This window comes from Paraburkholderia sp. OAS925 (assembly GCF_040543975.1).
Classification (GTDB): Bacteria; Pseudomonadota; Gammaproteobacteria; order Burkholderiales; family Burkholderiaceae; genus Paraburkholderia; species Paraburkholderia graminis.
In genome coordinates, this window is record NZ_JBEUNO010000002.1 from 750,058 (window position 1) to 775,810 (window position 25,753).

General features: G+C 61.9%; 28 protein-coding genes. 11 read left to right on the forward strand and 17 right to left on the reverse strand.

Going from position 1 to position 25,753, the window contains the following annotated elements; genetic code table 11:
- Positions 1-56: 56 nt before the first annotated feature.
- The 4 genes from ABIE53_RS22185 (at position 57) to ABIE53_RS22200 (ending at position 3,931) form a co-directional block, all read left to right on the forward strand.
- A complete protein-coding gene (locus tag ABIE53_RS22185; protein ID WP_192699571.1) occupies positions 57-728 on the forward strand; it encodes a glutathione S-transferase in 672 nt (223 codons plus the stop codon).
- Positions 729-929: 201 nt separating this feature from the next.
- A complete protein-coding gene (locus ABIE53_RS22190) occupies positions 930-1,154 on the forward strand; it encodes a DUF3658 domain-containing protein (protein WP_376916059.1) in 225 nt (74 codons plus the stop codon).
- 222 nt (positions 1,155-1,376) lie between these two features.
- Positions 1,377-2,888 (forward strand): DHA2 family efflux MFS transporter permease subunit, encoded by a 1,512-nt coding sequence (locus ABIE53_RS22195; RefSeq protein ID WP_192699569.1) that lies wholly within the window; start codon positions 1,377-1,379, stop codon positions 2,886-2,888.
- A gap of 209 nt (positions 2,889-3,097) precedes the next feature.
- On the forward strand, positions 3,098-3,931 hold the full coding sequence (locus ABIE53_RS22200; RefSeq protein WP_107707060.1) for an AraC family transcriptional regulator: 834 nt from the start codon (positions 3,098-3,100) through the stop codon (positions 3,929-3,931).
- Between the two features lie 90 nt (positions 3,932-4,021).
- On the opposite strand, the gene ABIE53_RS22205 is transcribed toward ABIE53_RS22200, so the two are convergent.
- Positions 4,022-4,498: a hypothetical protein gene (locus tag ABIE53_RS22205; protein ID WP_192699568.1), complete on the reverse strand. Its 477-nt coding sequence runs from the start codon at positions 4,496-4,498 to the stop codon at positions 4,022-4,024.
- Positions 4,499-5,369: 871 nt separating this feature from the next.
- On the reverse strand, positions 5,370-6,398 hold the full coding sequence (locus tag ABIE53_RS22210) for a hypothetical protein (RefSeq protein ID WP_029967162.1): 1,029 nt from the start codon (positions 6,396-6,398) through the stop codon (positions 5,370-5,372).
- A 404-nt stretch (positions 6,399-6,802) separates the two neighbouring features.
- Here ABIE53_RS22210 and ABIE53_RS22215 point away from each other — a divergent pair, with 404 nt between their 5' ends.
- Positions 6,803-7,330 (forward strand): GNAT family N-acetyltransferase, encoded by a 528-nt coding sequence (locus tag ABIE53_RS22215; protein ID WP_192699901.1) that lies wholly within the window; start codon positions 6,803-6,805, stop codon positions 7,328-7,330.
- On the opposite strand, the gene ABIE53_RS22220 is transcribed toward ABIE53_RS22215, so the two are convergent.
- From ABIE53_RS22220 to pdxR, 3 genes are all read right to left on the reverse strand, one after another.
- Positions 7,237-7,836 (reverse strand): flavin reductase family protein, encoded by a 600-nt coding sequence (locus tag ABIE53_RS22220; protein ID WP_029967167.1) that lies wholly within the window; start codon positions 7,834-7,836, stop codon positions 7,237-7,239. The genes ABIE53_RS22215 and ABIE53_RS22220 overlap by 94 nt on opposite strands.
- 67 nt (positions 7,837-7,903) lie before the next feature.
- Positions 7,904-8,305 carry a hypothetical protein gene (locus tag ABIE53_RS22225; RefSeq protein WP_006047331.1) on the reverse strand — a complete coding sequence of 134 codons (402 nt, stop codon included), beginning with the start codon at positions 8,303-8,305 and terminating at the stop codon, positions 7,904-7,906.
- Positions 8,306-8,504: 199 nt separating this feature from the next.
- Positions 8,505-10,019, reverse strand: coding sequence for a MocR-like pyridoxine biosynthesis transcription factor PdxR (pdxR, locus tag ABIE53_RS22230; RefSeq protein ID WP_192699567.1), 1,515 nt, complete (start codon positions 10,017-10,019; stop codon positions 8,505-8,507).
- A 116-nt stretch (positions 10,020-10,135) separates the two neighbouring features.
- Between pdxR and ABIE53_RS22235 the strand changes: the two genes are divergently transcribed.
- Entirely contained in the window at positions 10,136-10,864 is a 729-nt protein-coding gene (locus ABIE53_RS22235; protein WP_192699566.1) for a GNAT family N-acetyltransferase, read from the forward strand.
- 61 nt (positions 10,865-10,925) lie between these two features.
- Here the strand turns inward: ABIE53_RS22235 and ABIE53_RS22240 are convergent, their stop codons facing one another.
- Positions 10,926-11,465, reverse strand: coding sequence for a GNAT family N-acetyltransferase (locus ABIE53_RS22240; protein ID WP_053859813.1), 540 nt, complete (start codon positions 11,463-11,465; stop codon positions 10,926-10,928).
- Positions 11,466-11,600: 135 nt separating this feature from the next.
- The gene (locus ABIE53_RS22245; protein ID WP_114157820.1) at positions 11,601-12,467 is read right to left on the reverse strand and encodes a LysR family transcriptional regulator; all 867 of its coding nucleotides are present in this window, start codon (positions 12,465-12,467) and stop codon (positions 11,601-11,603) included.
- A gap of 137 nt (positions 12,468-12,604) precedes the next feature.
- On the opposite strand from ABIE53_RS22245, the gene ABIE53_RS22250 reads away from it, so the two are divergent.
- From ABIE53_RS22250 to ABIE53_RS22260, 3 genes are all read left to right on the forward strand, one after another.
- Positions 12,605-13,549, forward strand: a complete 945-nt coding sequence (locus tag ABIE53_RS22250; protein WP_192699565.1) for an AEC family transporter — start codon at positions 12,605-12,607, stop codon at positions 13,547-13,549.
- A 128-nt stretch (positions 13,550-13,677) separates the two neighbouring features.
- Positions 13,678-14,256, forward strand: coding sequence for a DUF4337 domain-containing protein (locus ABIE53_RS22255; protein ID WP_192699564.1), 579 nt, complete (start codon positions 13,678-13,680; stop codon positions 14,254-14,256).
- Between the two features lie 12 nt (positions 14,257-14,268).
- Positions 14,269-14,886, forward strand: a complete 618-nt coding sequence (locus ABIE53_RS22260) for a LysE family translocator (protein WP_029967175.1) — start codon at positions 14,269-14,271, stop codon at positions 14,884-14,886.
- A gap of 87 nt (positions 14,887-14,973) precedes the next feature.
- On the opposite strand, the gene ABIE53_RS22265 is transcribed toward ABIE53_RS22260, so the two are convergent.
- The 6 genes from ABIE53_RS22265 to ABIE53_RS22290 all read right to left on the reverse strand — a co-directional run bounded on the left by ABIE53_RS22265 (position 14,974) and on the right by ABIE53_RS22290 (position 19,589).
- On the reverse strand, positions 14,974-16,248 hold the full coding sequence (locus ABIE53_RS22265) for an RNA polymerase sigma factor (RefSeq protein ID WP_053859809.1): 1,275 nt from the start codon (positions 16,246-16,248) through the stop codon (positions 14,974-14,976).
- A gap of 4 nt (positions 16,249-16,252) precedes the next feature.
- Entirely contained in the window at positions 16,253-16,660 is a 408-nt protein-coding gene (locus ABIE53_RS22270) for a VOC family protein (RefSeq protein WP_006047340.1), read from the reverse strand.
- A gap of 40 nt (positions 16,661-16,700) precedes the next feature.
- On the reverse strand, positions 16,701-17,114 hold the full coding sequence (locus ABIE53_RS22275) for a YciI family protein (protein WP_192699563.1): 414 nt from the start codon (positions 17,112-17,114) through the stop codon (positions 16,701-16,703).
- A 143-nt stretch (positions 17,115-17,257) separates the two neighbouring features.
- On the reverse strand, positions 17,258-17,611 hold the full coding sequence (locus tag ABIE53_RS22280; protein ID WP_006047342.1) for a YciI family protein: 354 nt from the start codon (positions 17,609-17,611) through the stop codon (positions 17,258-17,260).
- Between the two features lie 380 nt (positions 17,612-17,991).
- Positions 17,992-18,465, reverse strand: a complete 474-nt coding sequence (locus ABIE53_RS22285; protein ID WP_192699562.1) for a hypothetical protein — start codon at positions 18,463-18,465, stop codon at positions 17,992-17,994.
- A gap of 854 nt (positions 18,466-19,319) precedes the next feature.
- Positions 19,320-19,589 (reverse strand): DUF1488 family protein, encoded by a 270-nt coding sequence (locus tag ABIE53_RS22290; protein WP_006047345.1) that lies wholly within the window; start codon positions 19,587-19,589, stop codon positions 19,320-19,322.
- Positions 19,590-20,465: 876 nt separating this feature from the next.
- Between ABIE53_RS22290 and ABIE53_RS22295 the strand changes: the two genes are divergently transcribed.
- A complete protein-coding gene (locus ABIE53_RS22295; protein ID WP_192699561.1) occupies positions 20,466-20,939 on the forward strand; it encodes a GNAT family N-acetyltransferase in 474 nt (157 codons plus the stop codon).
- Between the two features lie 120 nt (positions 20,940-21,059).
- Here ABIE53_RS22295 and ABIE53_RS22300 read toward each other — a convergent pair whose 3' ends face one another.
- Positions 21,060-21,377 carry a high-potential iron-sulfur protein gene (locus ABIE53_RS22300; protein ID WP_192699560.1) on the reverse strand — a complete coding sequence of 106 codons (318 nt, stop codon included), beginning with the start codon at positions 21,375-21,377 and terminating at the stop codon, positions 21,060-21,062.
- Between the two features lie 222 nt (positions 21,378-21,599).
- Here ABIE53_RS22300 and ABIE53_RS22305 point away from each other — a divergent pair, with 222 nt between their 5' ends.
- Positions 21,600-22,595, forward strand: a complete 996-nt coding sequence (locus ABIE53_RS22305; RefSeq protein WP_107707079.1) for an aldo/keto reductase — start codon at positions 21,600-21,602, stop codon at positions 22,593-22,595.
- Between the two features lie 52 nt (positions 22,596-22,647).
- Here the strand turns inward: ABIE53_RS22305 and ABIE53_RS22310 are convergent, their stop codons facing one another.
- The 3 genes from ABIE53_RS22310 to zwf form a co-directional block, all read right to left on the reverse strand.
- Complete coding sequence (locus ABIE53_RS22310) at positions 22,648-23,181, reverse strand: YbhB/YbcL family Raf kinase inhibitor-like protein (RefSeq protein ID WP_374710217.1); 534 nt, start codon at positions 23,179-23,181, stop codon at positions 22,648-22,650.
- Between the two features lie 72 nt (positions 23,182-23,253).
- Entirely contained in the window at positions 23,254-24,054 is an 801-nt protein-coding gene (locus ABIE53_RS22315) for an ROK family protein (RefSeq protein ID WP_006047351.1), read from the reverse strand.
- A 35-nt stretch (positions 24,055-24,089) separates the two neighbouring features.
- A complete protein-coding gene (gene zwf / locus ABIE53_RS22320) occupies positions 24,090-25,709 on the reverse strand; it encodes a glucose-6-phosphate dehydrogenase (protein ID WP_192699559.1) in 1,620 nt (539 codons plus the stop codon).
- Positions 25,710-25,753 lie beyond the last annotated feature (44 nt).

Here is a 25,753-nt window from a genome sequence, read left to right on the forward strand (position 1 = left end):
CGCCTCTGCACAATGGCCCTATGATGTGACGTTCCATTGGCCACCGTTTATCGACCATGCTGACTGTCCATCATTTGAATAACTCGCGCTCGCAACGCGTCTTGTGGCTGCTCGAAGAACTCGGCGTTCCGTACGAGATCAAGCGCTATGAGCGCGATCCAAAAACGATGCTCGCGCCGCCCGAGTTGCGCGCGGTGCATCCGCTCGGCAAGTCGCCGGTTATTACCGATGATGGGCTGACCATTGCCGAGTCGGGCGCGATTATCGAATATCTGGTCGACAAGTATGGGCAGGGGCGCTTTGCGCCGGCGGCCGGCACGCCCGAGCGTTTGCGTTACACGTACTGGCTGCATTACGCGGAAGGGTCGGCGATGCCGCCGTTGCTGCTGAAGCTGATCGCGCTGCGTATCGCGAGTGCGCCGATGCCCTTCTTTGCGAAACCGATCGCGCGAAAGATTGCCGGGACGCTGCAATCGGGTTTCGTCGATCCGCAGTTGAAACTGCATCTTGGGTATATCGAGGAGCAGTTGAGTAAGAGCACGTGGTTTGCTGGCGATGAGTTTTCTGCCGCTGATGTGCAGATGAGTTTTCCGCTGGAGGCAGCGACGGCGCGCGGTGGGATGCGGCTGCCTGCTGTGACTGCGTTTTTGCAGAGGATTCATGCGCGCGCGGCGTATCGGCGGGCTTTGGAGAGGGGTGGGGAGTATGGGGTTTTGGGTGGGGGGTGATCGGGTGACGAGCCATGGCGCGGAATGCATCGTTGCACTAAACTCCCGCGATTTCAAAAAGAACAAAGGACACCCGCAGGATGATCAAGTCAGTCCATCAATACCCGGAAGACTACGACCCGCACGCCGACAATCCGCCGTTGACCGCTGCACAGCAGGAAGCGGTCAGTCGCCTCACGGAAGCAGATCTGCATGCCATAGATGCTGCAACCATTGCTAACATTGTCGACAACTGGCGGGAAGGTTGCGAGAGTCGTGGGTACGACTATTATCGGACTCGCCGACCAATCGTTATATCCGGGTTTGGGCGATGTCTTTTACGCGCAGCGGATAAGGCTGATGGTCGAGAAGGGTCTTGTCGAGGCGGTCGGCGATCTGAAGCGCATGGGCTATAGCGAGGTCCGGTTGCCGCAGCGCGCCAGCTAACCACCGCGCCCCACCCGCCCAGGAATTCGTAGTTGTGACGCAAAACTCGCGAGTGCTAGACTGAAAAACCCCTCGCCCTCAACAACTTGCCACTAGCTTGATCAACCTCGGGTTGATCAACATCGCGCCGGGCGGCGGGCCCGTCCGGCATCGCATTGAAACAGCCCACGTTTGCTCGAAGCCGCCGGCAATTTCAAACGATCGCGGCACAGGAGCCTTCGCATGACCCATTCCATCCACGGCAATAAACGCTGGCTCGCGCTCATGGTGCTGTGCCTCGGTGTGCTGATGATCGTGCTCGATACGACCATCGTGAACGTCGCGTTGCCTTCTATCGCCGCGGATCTCGGCTTCACGGAAACATCGCTCGTGTGGGTCGTCAACGCGTACATGCTGACGTTCGGCGGCTGTCTGCTGCTCGGTGGACGGCTCGGCGATCTGTACGGTCATCGCAGATTGTTTCTCGGCGGCATTACGCTCTTCACCGTGGCATCGCTCGCGTGCGGCCTCGCCAATTCGCAGATCCTGCTGATCTGCGCGCGCGCCGTGCAGGGCCTGGGCGGCGCTATCGTATCGGCCGTGTCGCTGTCGCTCATCATGAATCTGTTCACCGAGCCCGGCGAGCGCGCGAAAGCGATGGGCGTCTATGGCTTCGTCTGCGCGGGCGGCGGCAGCATCGGCGTGCTGCTCGGCGGATTGCTGACCAACCTGCTGAGCTGGCACTGGATCTTCCTCGTCAATCTGCCTATCGGCATTGCCGTGTACGCGCTGTGCGTCGCCCTCCTGCCGTCCGCGCGCGGTCACGCGCACGGCGAACGGCTCGACGTGGCCGGCGCCGTGTCAGTCACCGTTTCGTTGATGCTCGCCGTCTATGCCGTGGTCAACGGCAACGAAGCCGGCTGGACGTCGGCGCAAACGCTCGGCTTGCTGCTCGTCGCGCTTGCGTTGCTCGCCGCGTTCCTGATCATCGAGTCGCGCGTGCAGCATCCGTTGATGCCGCTCGGCCTGTTCCGCTTGCGTAACGTGGCGACCGCGAATGTCGTCGGCGTGCTGTGGGCCGCGGCGATGTTCGCGTGGTTCTTCATTTCCGCACTGTATTTGCAGCGCGTGCTCGGGTATCGGCCGCTGCAAGTCGGGCTCGCGTTTTTGCCGGCGAACCTCATCATGGGATTCTTTTCGCTGGGGCTGTCGGCGCGCGTCGTGATGCGCTTCGGTCTGCGGATTCCGCTCGCGGTGGGTCTGCTGGTTGCCGCGTGCGGTCTTGCGCTGTTCGCGCGCGCGCCGGTGGGCGGCAGCTTCATCGTCGACGTGTTGCCCGGCATGATGCTGCTCGGCTTCGGCGCGGGCATCGCGTTCAATCCCATGTTGCTTGCGGCGATGAGCGACGTCGATCCCGCCGATTCCGGGCTCGCGTCGGGCATCGTCAATACGTCGTTCATGATGGGCGGCGCACTCGGCCTCGCGGTGCTCGCGAGTCTCGCGGCCGCGCGCAGCGGCGAGATGCTGTCGACGCAAAACGCGCTCGCCGCGCTCAACAGCGGCTATCACGTCGCGTTTGCGGTCGGCGCGATCTTCGCGGCGGCGGCGGGCGTGATCGGCGGTGTGATGCTGCGCGCAGGACGGCCGGGCGCTGCGGATGCTGGCGCTCATGCGGATGCGGGTGATGGACATGGCGTGGCCGCTGCCGAACGTCCGCGTTCGGCGGGGAATACGGCGGCGACGGAGAACGTTTGATCGGACGCGTCGCGTGGTGCGCGACGTGATGCGCGGAAGGCGGCTCGCTGGCTGCTGAATGCGGTTTGGCTGTCGCGCTCACGCTGGTCGCAGTGGTCACAACGCTCGCGCCGCTTGCATCGCGTGCATGAATTGCAAAACCGCAAGCGCGATCAAACGCACGCGGTTGCGCCTGGCTATGCTGGCTTCATGTTGACATGAGAGCCGCTATGAATCCGGTAGGAAAAGCGCTGTGGTTTATCGAAAGCCACTTTGCCGAAGAACTCACGCTCGACGACATCGCCCACTGTGGATGCGTGTCGCGCTTTCACCTCGCGCGTGCTTTCGAAGCGGCGACGGGCGTGCCGGTCATGCGCTACGTGCGCGGGCGTCGCTTGAGTGAGGCTGCGCGTCGGCTCGCGGACGGCGCGCCGGACATACTGACGGTTGCCATCGACGCCGGTTACGGCTCTCACGAAGCATTCACGCGCGCGTTTCGCGAGCAATTCGGGCTCACGCCCGAAGCGCTGCGCGCGCGTGGTCATCTCGACAATCTTGTCATCGTGGAGCCGATCAAAATGGACGAAACTCTTCTCACGCATCTGGAGCCGCCGCGCTTTGAAGACGGCAGGCCGTTTCTCGTCGCGGGTCTGAGCGAGCGCTATACGTGCGAGAGCGCCGCCGCAATTCCATCGCAGTGGCAGCGCTTTAACGAGTACTTCGGCAAAGTGCCGGGCCAGGTGGGCAACGTCGCGTATGGCGTCTGCTACAACGCGGACGATGCCGGCAACATCGACTACCTGTGCGGCGTCGAAGTCAGCGATTTCTCGGCCTTGCCCGCCGAATTCAGCCGCTTGCGGATTGCCGCGCAGCGCTATGCGGTGTTCAGCCATCGCGAGCATGTGTCGACGATACGACGCACGTGGAACACGATCTGGAACACGTGGCTGCCGGCATCGGGGCACCTTCCCGCCGATGCGCCCAACTTCGAGCGCTACGACGAGAAGTTCGATCCGGTTAGCGGGATGGGCGGGTTGGAGATCTGGTTGCCTTTGAAGGCGTGATGCGGGTTGGTTTGTGGATGGGCGCGGTCGGCGGGCATTTTTATGCTGCCCGCCGTGGTCCTTGGCTTCCTTTGCCTTTGTCTTTGTGACTCAGTGAGGCGCGGCGGGCGGCTGCGGCGTCGAGTCCACTCCCAATGCAGCGGCGTTTTTCGCGAACGACGTTTTGCCGCGTTTTCCGTTTGCCGTAGCCTCCTGCGACGCGCCGCCTTTCTGCGCTGCCTCCGCCAGCAGATTCGCCGCATGGCGCGCGGTGATGCGGCTGTGCGGGACGCCCTTTGCATCCAACGCGATGACCTGAAAAAGCTCGCGGTCGCATTCGAGTTCCTGCTGATATTGCTCTGCCGTGTCCACCAGCAATTCGATCAGCTTCTGGCGACGCTGACGCTCGTCGCGCGTGAGCGCAGGATTCCTATGTATCGACGACGCGAGTGTGATCAGTGTGTCCAATTGTGTCAGGCTCCGGTCGCAGAGGTCGAAAGCTGACAGGGCGAGCTTTTCGTACTGAAGGGCGTCGACGGGGGGACGGGTGGGCGTCGTGGGTTGAAGCTTGAGTGACTTTTTGGTCATGGTGCGATCTCCCTGTGTTTCGGTAGGTCGCCCGGGCACTCGGTTTAGCGTGGGTGAGCGGGCGCGAAGTAGGGTTGACAGACCGGGACATAAACAAACCGGCGAGCCTTGCGGCTCCCCTACCAAGGCCCGCCCATTGAAATATAGACGTGCAGAGGTAGACGCACGACCCGCGTGAGCGGGTGTGCGGTTTATGCCGCAGGCTGTCAAACCTGGCCGCTGAGTGTTTCCCAGCGACTGGATGATTATAAGGGAGGCAGGCCAGGACATTGCCGAGCAAATGAATGGAACGCTCTCATTGGGGAACCGAACAAGGCGAGCAGGGTTCGGATTATTAGGAAAGGTCACTCGCTCGTGTAGTCCGCGCTTGTGGGATAGTCTGGCGGCGGAGGCTGGAACTGTTCTGAAGTGCACGGAAATTTCACACGCTCTCTCAGTGGGCGGCGATGAGCATGATCTGACGCCTTGAAACCCAGATTTTCTGGCATTCGACCTCGTTCTTATATTTTTCGCTTCTTGCTGCTTAGGCTATTGTTTGGGATGGCGGGTAATGGGCTATGGGACGTGTTTAAACCAGGAGCGGACAGTTACCTAGATACACTGAGGAGTCAGCGCCATTCGCTTATGTTTATCTTCGGGATATTTGTTTTGAGCTTCCTGTTGATGCTTCTGCCTCTGGACAAAATACGCTTAAAACTGGGGCGGATAAAATAGGCGCCGCTCTTGACAGATTAGCCGACGGGAGAGCCGATGTAAGGAAAAACGTCGTGCACGCCAGACAGCGGTCGAACCGTCGCAGCACCAAATAACCGGCGAGGCAAATTTGGCCTATAAGTTTCCGCTGTCGACGTCTCGTGAGAGACAAATAAGACTACGACGGCTGATCGCAAGCGGACTGCGAAAAGACCGGTGTCCCGTTCTCAATAGTTAAAACAGAGACCTGCTTATCCCCGAGATGTTGCGTCAGGACACCAGTGGGAATGTTTTTGCACGCACGATCATCTACATATTCGGTCCGCGCCAGGACGAGCGCGGGAGCACTGAATTTCTGTAGAGCGGCGATTCCTAGCTGCGGCAGTTCCAACAACTGCGAGGCAACCAACAGCAATCCGACCGGGGTCAAAAGTGAAATTGCATCGGGTAGGACATTCCGACGGCGGTGCTCGTCGTTACCTTGCGATAGACGTTGGCGGGAGAGGCCCGTACGCAACATTCTTCCAATAATTCTCGGCCACGACGCGAACAACAATAGCACCGCACAGACCGATATTAACGCGCTACCGAACTGGAGCATTCGAAAGATGCTGTATGGTCCTGACATCACACCAACAAAGATTGGAAAGTACTTCGCATCCGCATGGGTCAGCTGCCGAACTGCCGCCGCTGCGTCGCTCCGTCCGAGCCATAAGGCGACGGAAAAAAGACTCGCATAGAGCAACTTTCCCAGTGTACCGCTCCAAGTTAGCTTGGCTATGGTTCTAATTGCAACCAAGCCGTGTCTAAAAGCCCCCAGCCCGATAATCCACTCCGTAGCGATCATGAATGACATTGCTGACTCGGTCGGCTTCATGAACGCACCCAGTACCGTCCCGGCCAACGAGAGCATGAGCGCAATGCCATAAAGGAACGGGACATCGGGTGGAATGCGTGCCAACCTCTTCACGAACCGCCGGGCGCGAATGCCATGGATCACATATAGCGTGCGAACCGGCCTTAAATATTCTTTCCATTCTCGGTACAACCCAACCGCGAGGAATAAGACCAGTCCGGCTCCGAGCATCTTCCCACCGTTCGCCGGAAAATAGTGCAGTACGAGCAATGCAATGATAATGAACAGTGCACCACGTGCCCTGCCATTGCGCCACAATAAGGAAACGACCTCAAGCAATCGAGAATTCATTTAGTACTTTAAAATTGGTCGTACGGAAAAGCTCGCGGCCTTAACCCAACTGCATACGGACGCGAAGCGAGTGTCTTTGCCAAGAAAAGCTTGACACCATCTATTTGACGGCCCGAATGCTCCATACTTGAGCGCTGGCTCACGTTTCGGTCGGCAACTTTGCGGCGCGATCTCAACCGTGAGCCGGTCTGAACTGAAGCGGCCATCTTGGTTCGTATATCAATCGTCTAATGTCTGACGCTCTTCCGATCTGCAGCCGTCAGCAGAGCGTCCCGATATTCTTGGCATCAACTCGGGAAAACGGCAGCGTGCGCTCGTTATTTTTCGTTGAATGGCCGCTACGGCATGATGCGAGAGCGAACGCTAAACTCTACTCCTTAACTCCACAGATCACCTATCCCCCCTTGACCACCCACCTCCGCCCCGCCACCACCTCCGACGCCCCGCTCATCCTCCACTTCATCACCGAACTCGCGGTGTACGAAAAGGCCGAGCATGAAGTCGTCGCCACCGTCGCAGACATTGAAGCAAGCCTGTTCTCCGACGCATCGACAGCAACCGCGCTCATCTGCGAAATGAACGGCGAGCCCATCGGCTTTTGCGTCTACTTCTTTTCTTACTCGACGTGGCTCGGCAAGAAAGGCCTGTATCTCGAAGACCTGTACGTGTCGCCGAAAGCGCGCGGCAGCGGCGCGGGCAAACTGATGCTGCGCCACCTCGCGGCCATCCCATGCGAGACCGGCTGCGGCCGCTTCGAATGGAGCGTGCTCGACTGGAATGCGCCCGCCATCGGTTTCTATGAATCCATCGGCGCGAGCGCGCAAAGCGAATGGGTTCGCTACCGGCTCGCCGGCGAAGCGCTCAAGGCATTTGCCGCAGGCGACACGTCGAACGCTTCGCCCGTGGCAAAAAACGTCCCGCCCGCGACGTAATGGCAGGTGCGAAGCTCGGGGTCGTCGCCGAAATGCCAGCGGTTGTTCGAGTACACGCGGCTGTCCGCGTACGCCGCCACCACTTCGCCGATAATCAGATCGTGACGCTGGCTGTCGTCGGGAATCACCTTGCACTCCATCCACGCGATGCAACCGGCCAGCATCGGCACATCGATTTTTTCGGCGGCGAAAGTTCCGAGTTCAAAGGCTGAGAACTTGTCGACTTCGAGCCCCGCGTTCGTGCCCACGGCCAGCGTCTGCGCGGCGAACTTGCGGCTCGGCAATTGCAGCCCGAACACGCCGCTCGCTTCGATCAATTGACGCGTGAGCGTGCGGCTGTCGACCACCACAATCACCTTCGGCGGGTCGAAGTCAAGCGGCATGGCCCACGAAGCCGCCATCACGTTCGAGCGCCCGCCATGCGCGCTGGTGATGATCGTCACAGGTCCATGATTGAGTAACTGCGTGGCCCGCGGCAATGCCACGGGTTCCCGGGTAGCTTGCATACTTGGTTTCTGCCCGAAGGTCTGGTTTTGTCAGGGCGGCAGCCAGCAAGCCGCCGCCCTTCATGCGTCAATGCGGCGCTTTGCCATTGGGGACGGCGTCCACCGGCTTATGCTGCTCTTCCCCGAGGCCGGGGAAAAACGCGTTCCATGCGGCTCGCACGCCGTTCGCCGCAGTGGCCTCGGCGTCGATGGGCTCATCGGCGCCTTTGGCCTCGGCTGCGGGTGCGGCTTCGGCGCCGTCGGCGGTGGCCTCGGCGTCGGCTTGCGCCTTGCCGTCAGCCGCCTGCGATGGATCGGCGGACAGCCCGCGCCAGTGCGTGAACGCGTCGTCCGGCTTGTCGGTCCACTCGCCCTCGCCGAATTTCGCAAAGGCCGTGTCCCCGCTCGTCAGTTGCACCTCGTACCAGCCGTCGCGCGCGGGCGAGTGAGCGGCCAGTTCAAACCACGGGGTCGGTTCGATTTCCTTCATGTCATCTCCACTCGGATAAATCGTCATAGAAAACACACCAAAGGGAAGCTTCATGCCCGGACTGCACAGCCATCCGGCGACGCGCACCAGACGGCGCGCGGAACATGATGCGGGCGATCGGTCGACATCGCGTGTCCGGTGTCGCCGCGCATAAACGACACGATAGCGCGACATGGGCCGCGCGGACAAACCCAAAAACTTACGCGCGCCGCCGACGCGGTTTTTCGATGCCCGCAGCCAGTTCCGCGAGCACGCGGACGGCCGGCGTGAGCTGCTCCGCGGCGGTGTTGCCGTAGCCGATCACGAGGCCGTTGGTGCCCGCTCGCTGCTCCAGCGCGAAGCTGGACAGCGGCCGCGGGGCCAGGCCTCTGGCGAACGCGCGTTCGGTCAGCGTGTCGTCGTCGATGCCGGCCGGCAAGCGCAGCGTCAAATGCATCCCGCAGTCGCCGCCCAGAATTTCAGATGCGGCGAAGTGCTCTGTAAGCGCTTCGCGCAATGCCTGCTGCCGCTCGCGATAAAGCCGCCGCATGCGCCCAAGGTGCCGCCCGAATTCACCGCCTTCCATGAAATGCGCGAGCGCAAGCTGTTCCAGACGATGCCCGCCGCGCAGCATCTCGTACAGCGCGACTTCGGCATGCGCGGCGATGGCGGGCGGCAACACCACGAAGCCGATGCGCAGCGCCGGAAACATCGTCTTGCTGAACGAGCCGACGTAGAGAACCGGCGCGTCGTCCACGAGCCCTTGCATGCTTGCGATCGGCTCGCCGGAGTAGCGGAATTCGCCGTCGTAATCGTCCTCGATCACCCACGCGCCGCAGCGCCGCGCCTCGGCAATCAGCTCGAGCCGCCGCGCCACGGACAACACCGCGCCCGTCGGATACTGGTGCGCGGGCGACGTGTAAATCAGCTTCGGCGGATGCGCGGCCCACGCGCCGGGCGGCACGCACATGCCTTCTTCGTCGACGGGAATCGGCTGAACGCGCACGTCGCCCTGTCTGAACGCGGCCTTCGCGCCGCGATAGCCGGGGTCCTCGATCCACGCGACGTCGCCGGGATTGGTGAAAAGCCGCACACACAGGTTCAGCGCCTCCTGCGCGCCCTCGGTGATGATCACCTGCGAGTCCTCGCAGCGCACGCCGCGCGCCATCCGCAAATGCGCGGCAATCGCGTCGCGCAATGCCGGCTCGCCGGCCGGCGTGCCGTAGCCGAGCGCGAGCGGCAACGCGCGCTCCATCGAACGTTCGAGTGCGCGCCGCCATGCGGCTAGCGGAAAGCGGTCCAAAGCGGGCGTGCCGGGCGTCAGCGGCAACGCGCCATCCATGTAGGTGCGCGTCGCCTTGAATTCGCCGACGCGAGCCGCGTAGGCCACTTTCGGCGCGGCGGGTCGCGCGGGCGGCTCGGCGCGCGCCGCGCGGCTCGACAGCGCGGTCACGCGCGTGCCCTTTTTGTCGGCGACCACATAGCCGACCGCGGCGAGGTGCTCATACGCGATGACGACGGTGTTGCGCGACACGCCCATTTCCGCCGCCAACAGCCGCGACGACGGCAGCAGCGATCCGGGCGGCAGGCGTCCGCCGAGAATGGCCTGCTGCAGGCGCTCGATTAGCTGCTTTTGCAGCGGCGCGGTTTTCCCGGCGGGGTTGCCAGTGGCGCTGCGGTCGCTGTTGCCACGGTTCGCGGCCGTATGAGCAAGCGGACCAATAATCTCGATCATGACGGCTGGACCTATCGAATTCGATTGAGCTGGATCTTTTTAACATACCACGATTGCCGTATCGTTCTTCCATGATTTCGACGATCAACGACAACCACGACGCGAGGAGTGCACACATGGAACCGCAACGTAACGCCTTCGACCAGCCGATCGGCGCGCCGCTGCCCCAGTGGCGCGGCGCAAAGCCGCCAGGGCGCGCGCAGTTGGCGGGCCGCTATTGCCGGATCGAAGCGGTCGACGTCGACGCCCATGCGGCGGATCTGTTCGAAGCCTACGATTCGGCCGACGATGGCCGCGACTGGACCTATCTCGGCGTCGGCCCGTTCGAGAGTGCAGAGGCGTATCGCGAACATTTGGCGCGGCTCGCCGCATCGGCTGATCCGCTGCACTACGCGGTGATCGACAGCGCGAGCGGCAAGGCGGTCGGCACCTTCGCGCTGATGCGCATCGACCCGGCCAATGGCGTGATCGAAGTGGGACACGTCGTTTATTCGCCGCGTCTGAAGCGAACGCGCATCGCGACCGAGGCCATGTTTCTGCTGATGCAATATGTGTTCGACGAGCTCGGCTATCGGCGCTTCGAATGGAAGTGCGATTCGTTGAACGGACCGTCGCGCGCGGCGGCGCTGCGTTACGGCTTCACGTTCGAAGGCATCTTCCGTCAGGCGATTGTTTATCGTCAGCGCAATCGCGATACGGCGTGGTTTTCGATTATCGACAGCGAATGGCCGGTGTTGCGGCCGAGTTATACGCGTTGGCTGAGTGATGCCAATTTCGATGCCGAAGGCGGGCAAGTGGAAAGGCTGGCGGATTTGATTGCGCGGGGAAGAGCGGCGTCTGATTGAGTCCCGCTGATATCAGTTCGAACGATGAATTTTTGAGCCGGCTTTCGCGCCGGCTTTGCTTTTACATCGCCGCGCCTGGCTCGCGCTTGAACATGATGGTCGGCTGACCTTTATACGTCGTGCGAAGCTGCTCGCGATAGCCGGCCTTGTGCGCGACTCGCAGCGACGCTTCATTCTCCGGCGCGACGATGCATGCGGTTGCAGCGCCCGGCCATTTTTGATCGGCCCATTCCAACGCGGCGCGCACGGCTTGCGTCGCGTAGCCTTTGCCGTGCATCGCCGGACTCAAAGCCCAGCCCATTTCCGGCGTGCCCGCCAATGACGGCTCGATCTCGCGCTGAAAATCGGCGAAACCCACTTCGCCGACAAAGCGCCCGGTGTCCGTTTCGCGGACTACCCAATAGCCGTAATCGAGCAGCGCCCAGTGACCGGCATAGCGCAGCAGACGCGCCCACACTTCCTCACGCGCAAAAGGCTTGCCGCCGATGTACCGGACGACCTCGGGATCGGACCACATAGAGAAGCTGTCGAGGAAGTCGTCGCGCGTGTGTGGGCGGAGGGTGAGGTGGGGGGTGGTGAGGGTGGAAGGAGGCGTGGGCATTTGACTGAGCGGCGGCTCGGCGAGTGAGCTTGAAGATTGAGAAGTTGAACGTTGACGCTCAAAGACGTTGCGCTTGCATCATCGCAGATTCCTCGCGTCGCCAAATTATCGCGGCGGTTAGTTGCCGCCCGCGGCTCACGCCAACTCCAAAAACCGCCCCAAACAAGGATTACGATTCGCCGGCGACCACGCCAGCACCTGCTCGACCAAAGGCGCATCCACGAGCGGCTTGAACACCACGCCCGCAAGCTGCGCCTTGCGCATTGAAGCCGGCACGAGTGCGACACCCACGCCTTCATCGACGAGACTCAGCACCGTCTGCTGCAATTGCACTTCGAAGCGGATGTCGGGCTCGAAGTCACCCGAGCGGCAATGCTCGAGGATCGTCGCGCGCAACGTGGGCGCCACTTCCTCGGATGCCAGCACGAACGGTTCGCCGGCCAGTTGCGCGATCCTGAGCCGCCGCGCGCGGGCTCGCGGATGACCACGCGATAGCGCCACGCACAACGGCTCGCGCAGAATCGTGCGCGTCGCGAGTCCCTTGCCCGGCACATGCGGAAACATGATGGCCGCGTCGATATGCCCGGCCACCACCTGCGCGGCGAGATCGTTCGAGACGACCTCGCGCAGACTCAAAGCGACTTCGGGATACGCCGCGCCGAATGCGCGCGCATAACCGGGCACCACGTTATAGGCCGCGCACATCGTGAAGCCGATGGCGAGCTTGCCCGCTTCGCCGGACGCCGCTGCCTGCGCATTGCTCACCGCCTGCTCGACCGACGCGAGGATCGCCTTCGCATCGGCGTAGAAACGCTCGCCCGCGGCGGTCAGCGTGACGCTGCGCGGGCTGCGCTCAATGAGCGTCACGCCGAGGCTCGCTTCCAGCGCCGCGAGTTGCCGGCTCAACGGAGGCTGCGACAAGTTCAGGCGCGCCGCCGCACGCCCAAAATGGCGCGTCTCGGCAAGCATCACAAAATAGCGCAGCGGCTTGATGTCGATCACGTTGGTATCCCCCTTTTCCAACGATGCATAAAAGGTATCGTCGAAGGCAAAAAACGGTATTTGATTGTATCAACGCAAATCACTACGCTGACGGCTCGCCCTTCTATCCGCGTTTATTGCCCGCGTGTTCCACACCGATGTTAGCCACTCTCGAGATTCTGCTTCCAGTCTTCGGCCTCATATTCGCGGGCTTTGCGTGCCGCCGTCGCGGCGTGCTCGGACCGAACTCGGCATCGGAACTGAATCGCTTCGTGGTCTGGCTGGCGTTGCCGGCGCTGCTCTTCGACACGATGGCGCGCGCCACGTGGGAGCAGTTGTATCAGCCGGCGTTCGTCGTCACGTTTTCCGTTGCATGCGCGGGCATCTTCGCGCTGATACTCGTGATGCGCCTGCTGAACGGACGGCATCTCGCGGACGCGAGTGTCGATGCGATCGCCGCCTCGTATCCGAACACGGGCTATATCGGCTTTCCGCTCGGCATGATCGCGTTCGGCCAGGCGAGCCTAACGCCCACCACCATCGCGACGATCCTAGTCGCGTGCGTACTGTTTGCGGGCGCCATCGTGCTGATCGAAGTCGGCTTGCAGACGGAGCGCACGCCGCACAAACTCGGCCTGAAAGTGCTGGGCTCGCTGGCGCGCAATCCGCTGATCGTGTCGCCGATTGCCGGCGCGCTTTTCGCCAGTCTTCATGTGCCGTTGCCGCCGAGCGCGGAGACCTTTCTCAAGCTGTTGAGCGGCGCGGCCAGTCCGTGCGCGCTGGTGAGCCTCGGCTTGTTTCTCGCGGAAAAGCGTCCTTCCGAATCGGGCACGCGCGGCATTGCGTGGCTGCTCACGCTCGTCAAGCTGATCGTGCAACCGGCGCTCACATGGTGGCTCGCGGCGCGCGTCTTTCGCCTCTCACCCGCGCTCGTCGAAATGGCGGTCGTGCTCGCCGCGCTGCCCACCGGCACCGGCCCGTTCATGCTGGCCGAGTTCTATGAACGCGAGGCGCACATCACATCGCGCACCATTCTGTTGTCGACGGTAGGCTCCGTCGTGACGCTCTCGCTGCTGTTGCTATGGATGGGTCATCGCGCCTGAATCCAAACGCGCGCACCCATACCGCAAAACGCGCGCTTTTCCAGCCACGCCCCATCACACGCTAAGATTGAGGCCGCCGGGCCCGCGCGACGCCCGGCACGACAAGACAGTTTGCCTCGGAGAATCTGATGCCTGAAGAGTATGAAGTGCATGGTCCGCACGACCATGCGGTGCAGCACGCCGGTCACCACGACGCGGACTCTTTCGGGAGCCGCATGGCCGTGATCACGGCAGTCCTCGCGACGATCGGCGCGCTGTGCGCCTATCAAAGCGGGAACAGCGAAAACCTCGCGCTGTACTACAAAAACGAAGCCGCGATCAAAAAGACCGAAGCATCGAATCAATGGAATTACTACCAGGCGAAGGGCGAAAAGCAGAACCTCGCGGAGTTGGGCGCGGCGCTGTCCGCGGGTCAGTCGGACGAACACGCAAAGTTTCTCGCGGACGTCGACAAATATAAGCAGCAGAAAGAACCGATCCGCGCCAAAGCCGAAGAGATCGAAAAAGAAGTCCTCGATAACAACGCGAAGAGCGAAGTGCTGCTGCACGGTCACCATCGCTGGGCGCAAGCTACTACGCTGATTCAGGTGGCCATCACGCTGTGCGCAATCACGTTGCTGACACGCAAGAAGTGGCTGCGCAATCTGTCTTTCGTGGTGGCAGCCGTGGGTGTCGCCACTGGCGCGCTCGCATTTTTCTCGGCTTGACGGGAGCTTCGTGTGATCGATAGTTCAGCCGTTCTCGGCGTGTTATCCGTGTATGTGGCCGGCGTCGTGATTCCAGGACCGAACTTCGTGGCCGTCGCGCATAAGGCAGCCTCGACCACGCGCACCGAAGCGCTCGCGGTCGTGGCGGGCATCGTCCTCGTCAATCTGTTCTGGGCAAGCTGCGCGATTCTCGGCGTCGGTATCGTGTTTGCGGCGTTTCCGTGGCTGGCGTTTGCCGTGAAGATGGCCGGCGCGGCTTATCTGATCTGGTTCGGCGGACGGTTGATCTTCAAAGCCTCGGCGGGCAACTCGCAACAGATCGCGCAAGCGCCTGGCGGCAGCCTTCGTCAGGCGTTCGCGCAAGGCTTCGCGACCAATATCGCCAATCCGAAGTCGGTCGCGTTTTTTGCCGCGGTGTTTTCGTCGGCGGCGCCGCCGCACGAGAGCGTCGGCACGTTCCTCGCGATGCTCGGCATGGTGTTCGTCGTGGCAAGCAGCTGGTATGGCTTTGTCGCCCTGACGTTGTCGCATGCGCGAATTGCATCGGCGTATCGGCGCAGCAAGGCGTGGGTTGATCGCGTGTGCGGCGGCGTGATTATCGCGTTGGGCGTGCGGCAGTTGATACGGTAGGGGGTTTGTGGGGGCGTATGTTCGCGGACCTCGCCGCATGACGCCGCGCCGCGTCCACCCCAGTTTATGCGCACAAACTACGGCGCCCTACTGCATCGCCGAGCGGGCGCGCTCCAGCAGCAACTCACGCTCTCGCACATTGCGCGTCATCGCCGCGGCGCGTTCGAACTCCGCGCGCGCTTCGTCCAGGCGGCCGAGTTTCGCGAGCAGATCGCCGCGCACACTCGGCAGCCAGTGATAGTTCGCGAGCGTGGCATCGGCGGCAAGTGCATCGACTATATCGAGCCCGGCCGCCGGCCCGAACGCCATGCCCACCGCGACCGCGCGATTCAATTCGACGACCGGCGAAGGCGCCACCTGCGCAAGCGCGTCATATAGCGCGACGATCTGCGCCCAGTCGGTTTCTTCCGCGCGATGCGCGCGTGCGTGACACGCGGCCAGCGCGGCTTGCAGCGCATACGGCCCGCTCGCGCCGCCAAGCGCATGCGCCGTGTTGAGCGCAGCCAATCCGCGACGAATCAGCAGCGGGTCCCAACGGCTGCGATCCTGGTCCAGCAACAGAACCGGGCGGCCCTGCGCATCGGTTCGCGCATGCATGCGCGACGCCTGAATCTCCATGAGCGCCACAAGGCCATGCACTTCGCTTTCATCGGGCACGAGACCGCTCAGCACGCGCCCGAGTCGCAGCGCTTCTTCGCTGAGCGCCGGGCGCATCCAGTCGTCGCCGGCCGTGGCCGAATAACCTTCGTTGAAAATCAGATAGATCACTTGCAGCACCGACGCGAGCCTCGGCGCGCGCGCGTCGGCCTGCGGCACCTCGAACGGCACTTTCGCCGCCGACAGCGTGCGCTTCGCCCGCACGATCCGTTGCGCGATGGTCGGCTCGGGCACGAGAAACGCGCGCGCGATTTCGTCCGTCGTCAGACCGCCGAGCAGGCGCAGTGTGAGTGCGACGCGCGCGTCCGTCGACAACACCGGATGACACGCGGTGAACACGAGCCGCAGCAAGTCGTCGCCGATGTCGTCGGCACGCGCCGCATCCAGCGCATCGACGAAATCGGGCACCAGATGCGCCTCGAGCGCGTCCATGTCGTGGCCCAGTTCCTGGCGCTTGCGCGCGTGCAGCGCTTCCTGCCGCAAGCGGTCGAGCGCGCGATTTTTTGCAGTCGCCATCAGCCACGCTCCGGGATTGTCGGGCACGCCCGCGTCCGGCCAATGTTCGAGCGCGGACACGAGCGCGTCCTGCGCCAGTTCTTCGGCGAGCCCGACGTCGCGCACCATCCGCGCGACGTGGGCGATGACCTTGGCGGACTCGATCCGCCAGACGGCCTCGATGGCACGATGAGTGGCCAGTTTCGTCACAGGCTCAGCCCGCCGCCTTGGCGTTCGGGTCCATGTAGATCAGCTCCCAGATATGTCCGTCGATGTCCTCAAATCCGTGGCCGTACATGAAGCCGTAGTCCTGCGGCGCGCGCGGCACGCTGCCGCCCGCTTCGACTGCTTTGGCGACCAGCGCGTCGACTTCGCCCCGGCTTTCGCACGACAGGCCGACGAGTGTTTCCGTACTTTCTTTCGGATCGCAAAGCGATTTACGCGTGAACGACTTGAAGAGGTCTTTCACGAGCAGCATCGCGTAAAGGTTTTCACCGAGGATCAAACATGCGGCCTGATCGTTGGTGAATTGCGGATCGAAGCCGAAACCGAGCGCGCTGAAAAATGCCTTCGACCGTTCGAGATTACCGACGGCGAGGTTCACGAAAATTTGCTTGTGCATGATGGAATCCAATAATCGGTTCGCGGCGCTCAGCGGCAATTTAGCGGCGGCCCGCTTCAAGTTCGCGGAAACGGTCGAGCTCCGGACCCGGCTCGAAGTCCTCGAGTTCGAAGAGTTGCCGCACTTCGATTTCGCCATCGGCGTTTTCGCCGAACGGCGCGGGAAAACGCCGCGCCCATTCCATCGCTTCCTCGCGCGAACGCACCTGGATCAGCGTGTAGCCGGCAATCACCTCTTTGGTATCGGCAAACGGACCGTCGATCACCGAACGCTGGCCGCCGCTGTAGCGAATGCGCCACCCTTTCGAAGTCGGCTGCAAGCCGGTGGCGTCGAGCAGCACGCCGGCCTTCGCGAGTTCTTCGTGATACGCGCCCATCGCGGCCATGAGGGACGCTTCGGGCATTTCGCCGGCTTCGCTTGCGGCGGTTGCCTTCACCAGGATCATGAATCGCATCGCGGTTACTCCTTTTGTCGTGATGTTGTAGAGAGCGTGCGGCGCCTTGGCCGCTCTTACTCACACGACGAGCAATGCACGAACGATTCGACAGCTATGATGCGTCGCCTGGGGAAAACCCCGAGTCAAAAGCCGTCGCTCGCTTACATGAAGCACGGGCCGAGCTTGCGTACCTCGACGGTGCACCACGTCGCCGCCGGACAGGCTTGCGCAATCGCCACGGCTTCTTCGCGCGATTCGCAATTGAGCAGGTAGAAGCCGCCGATCATTTCCTTCGCTTCGGCGAACGGTCCGTCGACCAGTTTCGGCTGGCCGCCGCGCACCTGCACGCGCACGGCGTCGCTGGAGGATGTGAGCGCTTCGGCCGCCAGCAGTTTGCCGCGCTCCTTGAGATCCGCGCCGAAGCGCACCATCTCGTCGTAGACTTCGCGGCCCTTGGCCTCGCCGCGTTGCGCGCGTTGTTCGGGGGGTTCGACGATCAGCAGCATATAAGACATGGCGTCTCCAATGAATGACGCTGCGGACCGTCAGCCCGGCAGTCGTATGACACAAATGGACGCTCATGCGAGCGCGGAAAGCCAGTCTAACAAGCGCGCATCGTTCCGGTAAACCTGCCTCGATGGGTAATCGGCCGTCGGCGGTTGAGTTTTACGAAGACTCGTAATAGATGGACGGCAAGCGAATTGAGTTTCGCCACGCGCGTGGCGTTGCGCCGATTTGAAGCGGTTGCGAACGCGCTAACGTCTGCTTCAAACTAAGCGGCAGTCGGAAGAAGATTGAGCACTTCAATGTGACGCAGCACAACGATCAACAGACGCAAAGCAGACGCAAAAAAAACGCCCCACGTGGGGCGTTCTATCGTCTTCAACTTACCGACTTAAAGCACCGCTTCCGCGATCGCTCTCGTCCGCGCGGACCGCATCAAGCCTTCGATCATGCGCGCCTGCGCGTTCGCGATCTCGCTCAACGACGCCACCGAAAGTTGCGCATCGAGAATCGCCAGCGCCGTGCAGAGTCGCGCGTATTCGTCGTCATTCAACTTCCATGCGCCGGTTCGCTGCTCGCGCTCGTCGAGGTGAACCATCGCCGCATGCCCGCTCTGAATATCGTCGAGCGTGTCTTCGCCGAGGCCGAGGCGCGCCAGTTCCTGCGACACCAATAAATGCCGGCTCAACATCATGTGTAGGTCGCGCGAACCGTGGCCGTGCTGGAACGCGTCGAGCGACGCATAGCACTGCAGGATCATCGCGGCGGTAACGGGCTCGTGTGCGCTGCGGCTGTGAGTGAGCGCACGCAATAGCGGCGACATGGCCGGCACATTGTGTTTGCGGACTCGCGCTTTACGGGACATAGATTCAACCTCCTTCGCTAACTCTCGGCTTCGTCGCCACATCGGTACGATTTTCCGGCGACGAATGCCGCCGATGCGCCGGCGGCTCGACAGCCTCTAATGTGAGTCTGTGTAAGCATGATGGCAAGCCTTTATTAAGACCGGCTTAAACGGCGAAATTCCCGGTCGTGCGCCGCAAGTACAAAAAAAAAACCCTGTTCCCGCGAGAGAACAGGGCCGGACAGGATGGAAGTCGTGCTTGCGCGTGGATGCTCGCCGACCTTTAACCATCGAAACTAACCAAGCTGTTGCTGCTTGTGCTGCTACTGCGAAAAGCAAAACGTTTGCTGCCTGCTTTACCGCTACTGCGAAGACTTTTGTTGCGACGTCAACTGCTTGTGTTATTGCTGCTCAAGCTATTACCGGTGCTGCAAAAACTGCAAACTGCAACTTGAAAAAAACGATCTGCTACTTCACCTGCCACTGCGCCATTTGCTTCTACTTCCTACTGCTTTACTGCCCTGCCGTGTCGACTGCCACGGCAAACTGCCATCAACGGTACGGTTCAAAACAACGCGGGGGAAGACCGCGTCGATGGGCTCGGTGATTTGTCGCTCCATGAAAAACAGTTTATGCGAGCGAGCGCTCGAGCAATTGGGCAAAAGGAAGGGCATTGCCACGCCTGTTTGACGAATGGACGTAACAATCGGGGACGCATGTGGAAGAGCACTGCGGGGAACGACGCGAACGGACACCGCCGCGCGCAAGTCAGAGCAACTCGGCGCGAATCAGAGCAACTCAGCGCAAGCGGACACAGCACAACGAATGCGCACGCAGCATCACGTAGACGCTGCATGCGCAACGATCAATCGACATCAGCGCGCGGCAAAGTCGCTGATCGTCAGCAGGACTTTTTCGCCCGGACGCGCCAGCATCTTTCTTTCGGCCACAGCGGTGATGCGCTTGCGGCCATCGGCGAAAGTTTTCAGCATGCGGTCTTCCGCGGCGCCGCGTTGCAGCCAGAAATACTGCTCCAGTGCTTCACGCGTGACGGCGCATTCGAGTTCCCGTCCTCGCGCCGAAAGCTGGAAAATCACCGCGCGCCCGTCTGGGGAGACGCTTGGTTCAAGCTCGATAATCTCCATGGCCCACCTCGCAAAGTTGCTTATGCCGCCCGTCGTATTCAACGAGCGACGCCGAACAAAACTGAATAGACACGCAAGCCCGCATCGGTCTTTCGGCTGATGAATCCGCTACTGCGCCGCCGCTACCTCAATCGTAAGCGAACGTGAAAACGCGTGCATGTCAGCGTGCCCCAACCGAAGCGCAGGCGAAACTGCACGCGCGTTCGTCAGCTCGGGCATACGTGGCGTCGCGCTCATCCACCGCGAGCGTTTCACACAGAAGTCATGCAATAGCGTACTCAAACCTTCGGACATCGCGTGTGTCCCGCCGCGCACTCCGCGCGACGCGGACGCAATCGCGAACCAGGAATGCGGCGGCCGCAATTCGTGGGACGTCACACCACGCGAATCGCGGAAACGCAGGCAGCCCGTGTCGGGATAGAAGACGAGCGTCGTCACGTCGCCCTCGATTGCGCGCGTCAGAACTTCGGTTCTCGGGTTCAGCATTGTTCGTCGTATGCCAGGTGGCGCCGTCTGTCGGCGTTTCGGCGTGTCGCGCCGCGAGGTCTCGACCTGCGCGCGTATCAATCCGCGGGTAAGGGCAAAAGCAAGGCACATGCCAATCTGTGTCGAACGCGCCGCGTCCGGTTTCCGTCGAGCACCATAAAGTGCAAACGTAGCGCGGTCTGCGAACGGCGAAGCATCGGCGGCGCTTGATGCGTCGCGGGTAAAGCCGCGGTGGTGCATCGTGTTGTCGACAGTCGCGTGAGCCGCGATACACGTCGATCAACTGCGCAAGCGAGCACGTTCACACGCCGATGCATGGTAAAAACGCGCAGGCAGCATGACAATTCGCGCCCATTCTTACTAACGCCCCGCGCGCCGACTCCCGACGACATGTCCGACCACCAACCTGCGATAACCCTGCGCCCCGCTTCCGCCGACGACGAAACGTTCCTCTTCGAGTTGCGCAAGGCGACGATGACCGAGCATCTCGCGCGCGTCGGCGAACCCGCGGACGACGCCGAGCATCGCGCTCGTTTGCTGCATCGTTACGACGCGGCGCGCGTGATTTGCGTCGACGGCACGCCTGCCGGTTTGCTCAAGGCGCATCGTTCCGATACCGAATGGCGAGTCGTTCAATTGCAGATCGCGCCGGCACTGCAAGGGTGCGGCATCGGCGAACGGGCGCTGCAAACGGTGCTGCGCGACGCCGACGCCGAGACCTTGCCCGTCACGCTGAAGGTGCTCAAGGGCAATCCGGCGCGGCGTCTTTACGAACGGCTCGGCTTCGAAGTCGTGAGCGAAGATGAGAGAGAGTTTCACATGAGGCGCTCGCCACGCGCGTCGGCGGAAACTGAAGCAGAATGAATGGCGGATAAGAACTGACACCGCACGAGCTGACATGACCATTCACGAACGCGCGTGCCGACAGATGCGTTGATGTGAAGCTGATCCCAAGCTGATCCGACGAATATCGGCCCGCACGCGTCACATGTTCGTATACGAACTGCACCATCCTGGCGCGGCGACCTGCTTATCGCCGAACAACGTACAGCCGCCGTAGGCATCCGCAGCCTTGCCCTGAAACAGCGAACATGTGCTGCACTTCTGGTCTGCTGCGTATTGCGGATACTTCGCCTTGTCGACCTTCGACGCGTCTTCCTTATAGCCGAGCGCTTGCGCTTGCGGGTCGGTCTCGCTGAGTACATTTGCGTTTGCGCTCGCGGCGAATCCCACGCGTGACATCACGAGCGAAGAGCCGGCGCTCACGCTCATCAATAGAAAATGGCGGCGCGACGTTTTCATTGTTGTGCTCCGATGGTGGTCATGGCGCGTGTCATCGCGGGGATGAATCAACTGCAACGATTCTAGCGTGAGCGGCCATTCGCACGCACGCAACCACGCATGCTTACGATTTGAATGCACGCCGAGCGCTCGCGAACGCGACTCTCGTTTTGCGTTTATCCTCTTTGCTCGTTTCTCGCAGTGTTCTCCATCGCAATCGTTTGGTCCCATTCGGAGTTGAGCATGCAATACCGCAAATTCGGCCGCACAGGGCTGACTGTTTCCCGCCTGTGTCTCGGCACCATGACGTTCGGCCTGCAAACCGAGGAAGACGCTTCGCGCCGCATTCTCGACACAGCCGCCGATGCCGGCGTGAACTTCATCGACACCGCCAACGTTTATCCGCTCGGCGGCGGCGAGGACAACGCGGGACGCACCGAAGAAATCGTCGGGCGCTGGCTGAAGGGCAAGCGCGATCGCTTCATCCTGGCCACCAAGGCAGTCGGCAAAATGGGCCCTTCCGCGTGGGATCAGGGCGCGTCGCGCAAGCATCTGCTCGATGCCATCGACGCCTCTCTAAAGCGTCTCGGCACCGACTACGTGGACCTGTATCAACTGCATTCCGACGACGCCAACACGCCGCTCGACGAAACGCTCGAAGCGCTGGACGTGATCGTGCGTTCGGGCAAGGCGCGCTACATCGGCGTGTCGAACTTTCTCGCGTATCGGCTCGCGCGCGCACTCGGCCGCGCGGACGTGCTGCGCGTCGCGCGCTTCGTCTCCGTGCAGCCGCGTTATAACCTGCTGTTCCGCCAGATCGAACGCGAACTGCTGCCGCTCGCCGCCGAAGAGGAACTCGCCGTGATGCCATACAACCCGCTCGCGGGCGGCTTGCTGACCGGCAAGCACAAGCTCGATGCAGCGCCTGCGTCGGGCCGCTTCACCGAAAGCGTCGGCAAGGCGGGCGCGATGTATCAGGAGCGCTACTGGCATCACCGCGAATTCGAAACGATCGAGCGGCTTAAGAGCATTGTCGAGCCGACCGGCGAATCGCTCACGCGCGTTTCGCTCGCGTGGGTTCTGGCGAATCCACTCATCACGTCTGCGATTATCGGTGCGAGCCGCGCCGAGCAACTGAGCGACACGCTCGCCGCCTCCGAACTCGTGCTCGACGGCGACATCAAGAAGCAACTCGACGAAGCGAGCGTCGAATATCGTTGGGGCGATGCGGCGCGTTAAACGTTGCAGTCAGTATGGCGAGTGATCGCGAGCCGCAACACGCGCGCTGCGATCATCGCCCGTATCTGAGCACCGTGCTGGTGGCCGCAATCACATGGTCCTTCATGGCGGCAAGCAGCGCGTCTCTCGTCAGACCGGCCGGCAATGCATCAGGCCCGAGATCGAGCGCGTAGATCTGCACGACATAGTGATGCGGCACCTCGCCGACCGGCGGACACGGGCCGTAATAGCCTGGGCCACCGGTGCGGTTCGTTCCGGCGACGCTTCCAGGCGGCGGCGCGGCTCCCTCGCCAAGCGCGGTCACGGAAGACGCAATGCCGTATAGCACCCAATGCACGATGCCGAGACCTTTGGCGCCATCGGGATCGAAGATCGTCACTGCATAACTCTTTGTGCCTGCCGGCACGTTGCGCCATTGCAGCGCGGGCGACACGTTGCCGCCGCCGCAGTTATTCGCGCTGGCCGCATGCGTCGATTCGAGTGTGCCGCCATCGGCCAAACCGGGCGAACTCAACGTGAAAGCCTCGGCCGCATAGGCGTGAGCAACGGCGAACGTCAGCATCGCGCCGACGCTCAAAGAAATCATGCGACGCGCAGCGCCAACGTAAGCCCTTCGAATCATTGTTGTTTGCTCCCGGCGATTCGCGCCAGTTGAGATCTATTTGAACTTCCCCGTGCGTGCATTCGCTTCGGGCAATTGCCGCGTTTCGCGCACCGACCGCGGATGCCATAAGCGCGCGCCGCCTTCAATACCCGCATCGTTCGAAACGGTTGCAACGTTCGCGGGCAAATCGAATGTCAGCCGCGCCGCGTTGCCGCCGCCAATCCATAGCTTGTCGTAATTCACGAGCGATTCGAGAATGCCGATCACTTTGTGAACACGCTTATTCCAGCGTTTATTCCCGGCTTTTTCGCGTGCTGCGTCGCCGATGTACTCGTCGTAAGCCACGCCTTTCTTGCTGACCGGATGATGCGCGAGTTCGAGATGAGGCATCAACTCGCCGTCGCGAAAGAGCGCGGTTCCCGCGCCGGTGCCGAGCGTCAACACGAATTCGATGCCCTTGCCTTCTATCGCGGCGAAGCCCTGCATTTCGGCGTCGTTGATCATGCGCGCGGGCAAGCCGCCCAGTTTTTGCGCGAGCAGATCGGCAAGCGCAAAGTCGCGCCATCCTTCCACGCCGAAATGCGGCGCGGTCAGAATGCGGTTGTTGCGGACCACGCCGGGAAAGCCGATCGACATCAACTGCGCCGGCGCCTTCGCGATCAATGGCTCGACGAGTTTTGCCAACGCATCGACGAGTTGCTGCGGCGTGCACGGATGCGGCGTCGCCACGCGCAAGCGCTCGGTTTGCATCTGACCGTTTGCGTCGATGATCGCCGCTTTCAGTCCAGTGCCGCCGACGTCGATTGCAAGAATCCGTTCGTTACGCGTTGCTGCCTTGTCTTTCGATGCCGCCATGTTGCCCCCCGTTGATGTGGTTTTACCGAGCGCGTTCACTTCTTTTCGATTGCATTGGTCTTTAATGGCCGCCACGCGCGGCCGTCGCGTGCGAGCAGCGCATCGGCTTCGGCGGGCCCTTCACTGCCGGCCGCATAGCCGTGCACGGGCATCGCGCCGCCCGTCTTCGGATGCAGCACATCGTCCACCGCGCACCAGCTCGTCTCGATGCTGTCGGCGCGCTGGAACAGCGTCTCGTCGCCGAGCATGCAGTCGTACAGCAGCGTTTCATAGCCGACGTTGGCGCGCTCCGCGAAAAAGTCTCCATAGTTGAACGAAGACTGCACGGGACCAATCTGCATCACCGGGCCCGGCGTCTTGACGTTGAAGTCGAAGCTCGTGCCGTGCGCGGGATCGATACGCAGCGTCAGCACGTTCGGCGTGAGCGCGTCGACGGGCGTGTCGCGAAACAGACGGAACGGCACCGGCTTCAGTTGCACGGAGATTTCAGTGCCCCGCACCGCAAGCCGCTTGCCCGTGCGCAAATAGAAAGGCACGCCGGCCCAGCGCCAGTTTTCGACGAACACGCGCGCGGCCGCATACGTTTCTGTCTTGCTGTCCGGCGCGACGTCCGGTTCCTCGCGATAACCCACGCCCGCAGCGCCCTTTTCGTATTGACCGAACACGACGTCGTTCGGCGTGAGCGGCAAGATCGCGTCGAAGATCTCGGCTTTTTTATTGCGCACGGCTTCTGCGTCGAAAGAATTGGGCGGCTCCATCGCCACCATGCCGAGCAATTGGAACAGGTGGTTCGGCACCATGTCGCGAAACGCGCCGGTCTGCTCGTAGAACTTGCCGCGCCCTTCCACGCCGATCGTTTCAGCCGCCGTGATCTGCACGCTGTCGATATATTCGCGCCGCCACACAGGCTCGAATAACGCGTTAGCGAAGCGCACGGCGAGAATGCTTTGCACCGTATCCTTGCCGAGAAAATGATCGATGCGATAGATCTGCGATTCCTTCGCCTGCGAAAGAATGTGCGCGTTCAGATCGCGCGCCGATGCGAGGTCGGTGCCGAACGGCTTTTCGATCACGATACGGCGAAAGCCGCCGTCCTCTTTCAGCAAACCGGTCTCGCCCAAATGTTCGACGATCGGTTTGAAGAAGCGCGAGCCCACGGCCAGATAAAAAATCACATTGCCGCCGGGCGCCTGAGCGAGCGTTTGCTTCAGACGCGCGAAGGTGTCGGGCGTGTCGAAATCGCCGGCCATATAGGTGAGGCGCTGCGCGACCCAATCCCATGCGCTGTCGTCGAGCTGACCGGCGTGAAATGTACTGGCTTTGTCGGCGGCGAATTTTTGCAGCGACTGGTGCAGTTCTTCGCACCATGCGCTCGTTTCGCGCTCGCCGTGATTCACGCCGACAATCTGCATGCCGCCGTCGAGCAGGCCATCCACGGCGAGGTTGTAGAGCGCGGGCATCAGAAGGCGCTTGGTGAGGTCGCCGCCCGCGCCGAAGATGACCAGCGTGCAAGGCGGCGCCGGGCGCTTGCCGGCGGGCGACGGCGGCTCGCCGTGCGCACTCGCACTCACTTTGCAACTGCGCGGCGCGGCAAGGTTGCCGTTAGCATCCGCATTCGGAGAATTAGCGGCTTGGGGATTCGATGGAGTCGACATGGGATTCACTCGAGTAAGCCAATGAAACGGACGTGGCAATAGAG

What these genes read in the sequence shown, in the direction of transcription:
- ABIE53_RS22185 (WP_192699571.1), top strand. Translation starts at nt 57, where the DNA reads ATGCTGACTGTCCATCATTTGAATAACTCGCGCTCGCAACGCGTCTTG.
- ABIE53_RS22190 (WP_376916059.1), top strand. Translation starts at nt 930, where the DNA reads ATGCTGCAACCATTGCTAACATTGTCGACAACTGGCGGGAAGGTTGCG.
- ABIE53_RS22195 (WP_192699569.1), top strand. Translation starts at nt 1,377, where the DNA reads ATGACCCATTCCATCCACGGCAATAAACGCTGGCTCGCGCTCATGGTG.
- ABIE53_RS22200 (WP_107707060.1), top strand. Translation starts at nt 3,098, where the DNA reads ATGAATCCGGTAGGAAAAGCGCTGTGGTTTATCGAAAGCCACTTTGCC.
- ABIE53_RS22205 (WP_192699568.1), bottom strand. Translation starts at nt 4,498, where the DNA reads ATGACCAAAAAGTCACTCAAGCTTCAACCCACGACGCCCACCCGTCCC.
- ABIE53_RS22210 (WP_029967162.1), bottom strand. Translation starts at nt 6,398, where the DNA reads ATGAATTCTCGATTGCTTGAGGTCGTTTCCTTATTGTGGCGCAATGGC.
- ABIE53_RS22220 (WP_029967167.1), bottom strand. Translation starts at nt 7,836, where the DNA reads ATGCAAGCTACCCGGGAACCCGTGGCATTGCCGCGGGCCACGCAGTTA.
- ABIE53_RS22225 (WP_006047331.1), bottom strand. Translation starts at nt 8,305, where the DNA reads ATGAAGGAAATCGAACCGACCCCGTGGTTTGAACTGGCCGCTCACTCG.
- pdxR (WP_192699567.1), bottom strand. Translation starts at nt 10,019, where the DNA reads ATGATCGAGATTATTGGTCCGCTTGCTCATACGGCCGCGAACCGTGGC.
- ABIE53_RS22235 (WP_192699566.1), top strand. Translation starts at nt 10,136, where the DNA reads ATGGAACCGCAACGTAACGCCTTCGACCAGCCGATCGGCGCGCCGCTG.
- ABIE53_RS22240 (WP_053859813.1), bottom strand. Translation starts at nt 11,465, where the DNA reads ATGCCCACGCCTCCTTCCACCCTCACCACCCCCCACCTCACCCTCCGC.
- ABIE53_RS22250 (WP_192699565.1), top strand. Translation starts at nt 12,605, where the DNA reads ATGTTAGCCACTCTCGAGATTCTGCTTCCAGTCTTCGGCCTCATATTC.
- ABIE53_RS22255 (WP_192699564.1), top strand. Translation starts at nt 13,678, where the DNA reads ATGCCTGAAGAGTATGAAGTGCATGGTCCGCACGACCATGCGGTGCAG.
- ABIE53_RS22270 (WP_006047340.1), bottom strand. Translation starts at nt 16,660, where the DNA reads ATGCACAAGCAAATTTTCGTGAACCTCGCCGTCGGTAATCTCGAACGG.
- ABIE53_RS22275 (WP_192699563.1), bottom strand. Translation starts at nt 17,114, where the DNA reads ATGCGATTCATGATCCTGGTGAAGGCAACCGCCGCAAGCGAAGCCGGC.
- ABIE53_RS22280 (WP_006047342.1), bottom strand. Translation starts at nt 17,611, where the DNA reads ATGTCTTATATGCTGCTGATCGTCGAACCCCCCGAACAACGCGCGCAA.
- ABIE53_RS22285 (WP_192699562.1), bottom strand. Translation starts at nt 18,465, where the DNA reads ATGTCCCGTAAAGCGCGAGTCCGCAAACACAATGTGCCGGCCATGTCG.
- ABIE53_RS22290 (WP_006047345.1), bottom strand. Translation starts at nt 19,589, where the DNA reads ATGGAGATTATCGAGCTTGAACCAAGCGTCTCCCCAGACGGGCGCGCG.
- ABIE53_RS22295 (WP_192699561.1), top strand. Translation starts at nt 20,466, where the DNA reads ATGTCCGACCACCAACCTGCGATAACCCTGCGCCCCGCTTCCGCCGAC.
- ABIE53_RS22300 (WP_192699560.1), bottom strand. Translation starts at nt 21,377, where the DNA reads ATGAAAACGTCGCGCCGCCATTTTCTATTGATGAGCGTGAGCGCCGGC.
- ABIE53_RS22305 (WP_107707079.1), top strand. Translation starts at nt 21,600, where the DNA reads ATGCAATACCGCAAATTCGGCCGCACAGGGCTGACTGTTTCCCGCCTG.
- ABIE53_RS22310 (WP_374710217.1), bottom strand. Translation starts at nt 23,181, where the DNA reads ATGATTTCTTTGAGCGTCGGCGCGATGCTGACGTTCGCCGTTGCTCAC.
- ABIE53_RS22315 (WP_006047351.1), bottom strand. Translation starts at nt 24,054, where the DNA reads ATGGCGGCATCGAAAGACAAGGCAGCAACGCGTAACGAACGGATTCTT.
- zwf (WP_192699559.1), bottom strand. Translation starts at nt 25,709, where the DNA reads ATGTCGACTCCATCGAATCCCCAAGCCGCTAATTCTCCGAATGCGGAT.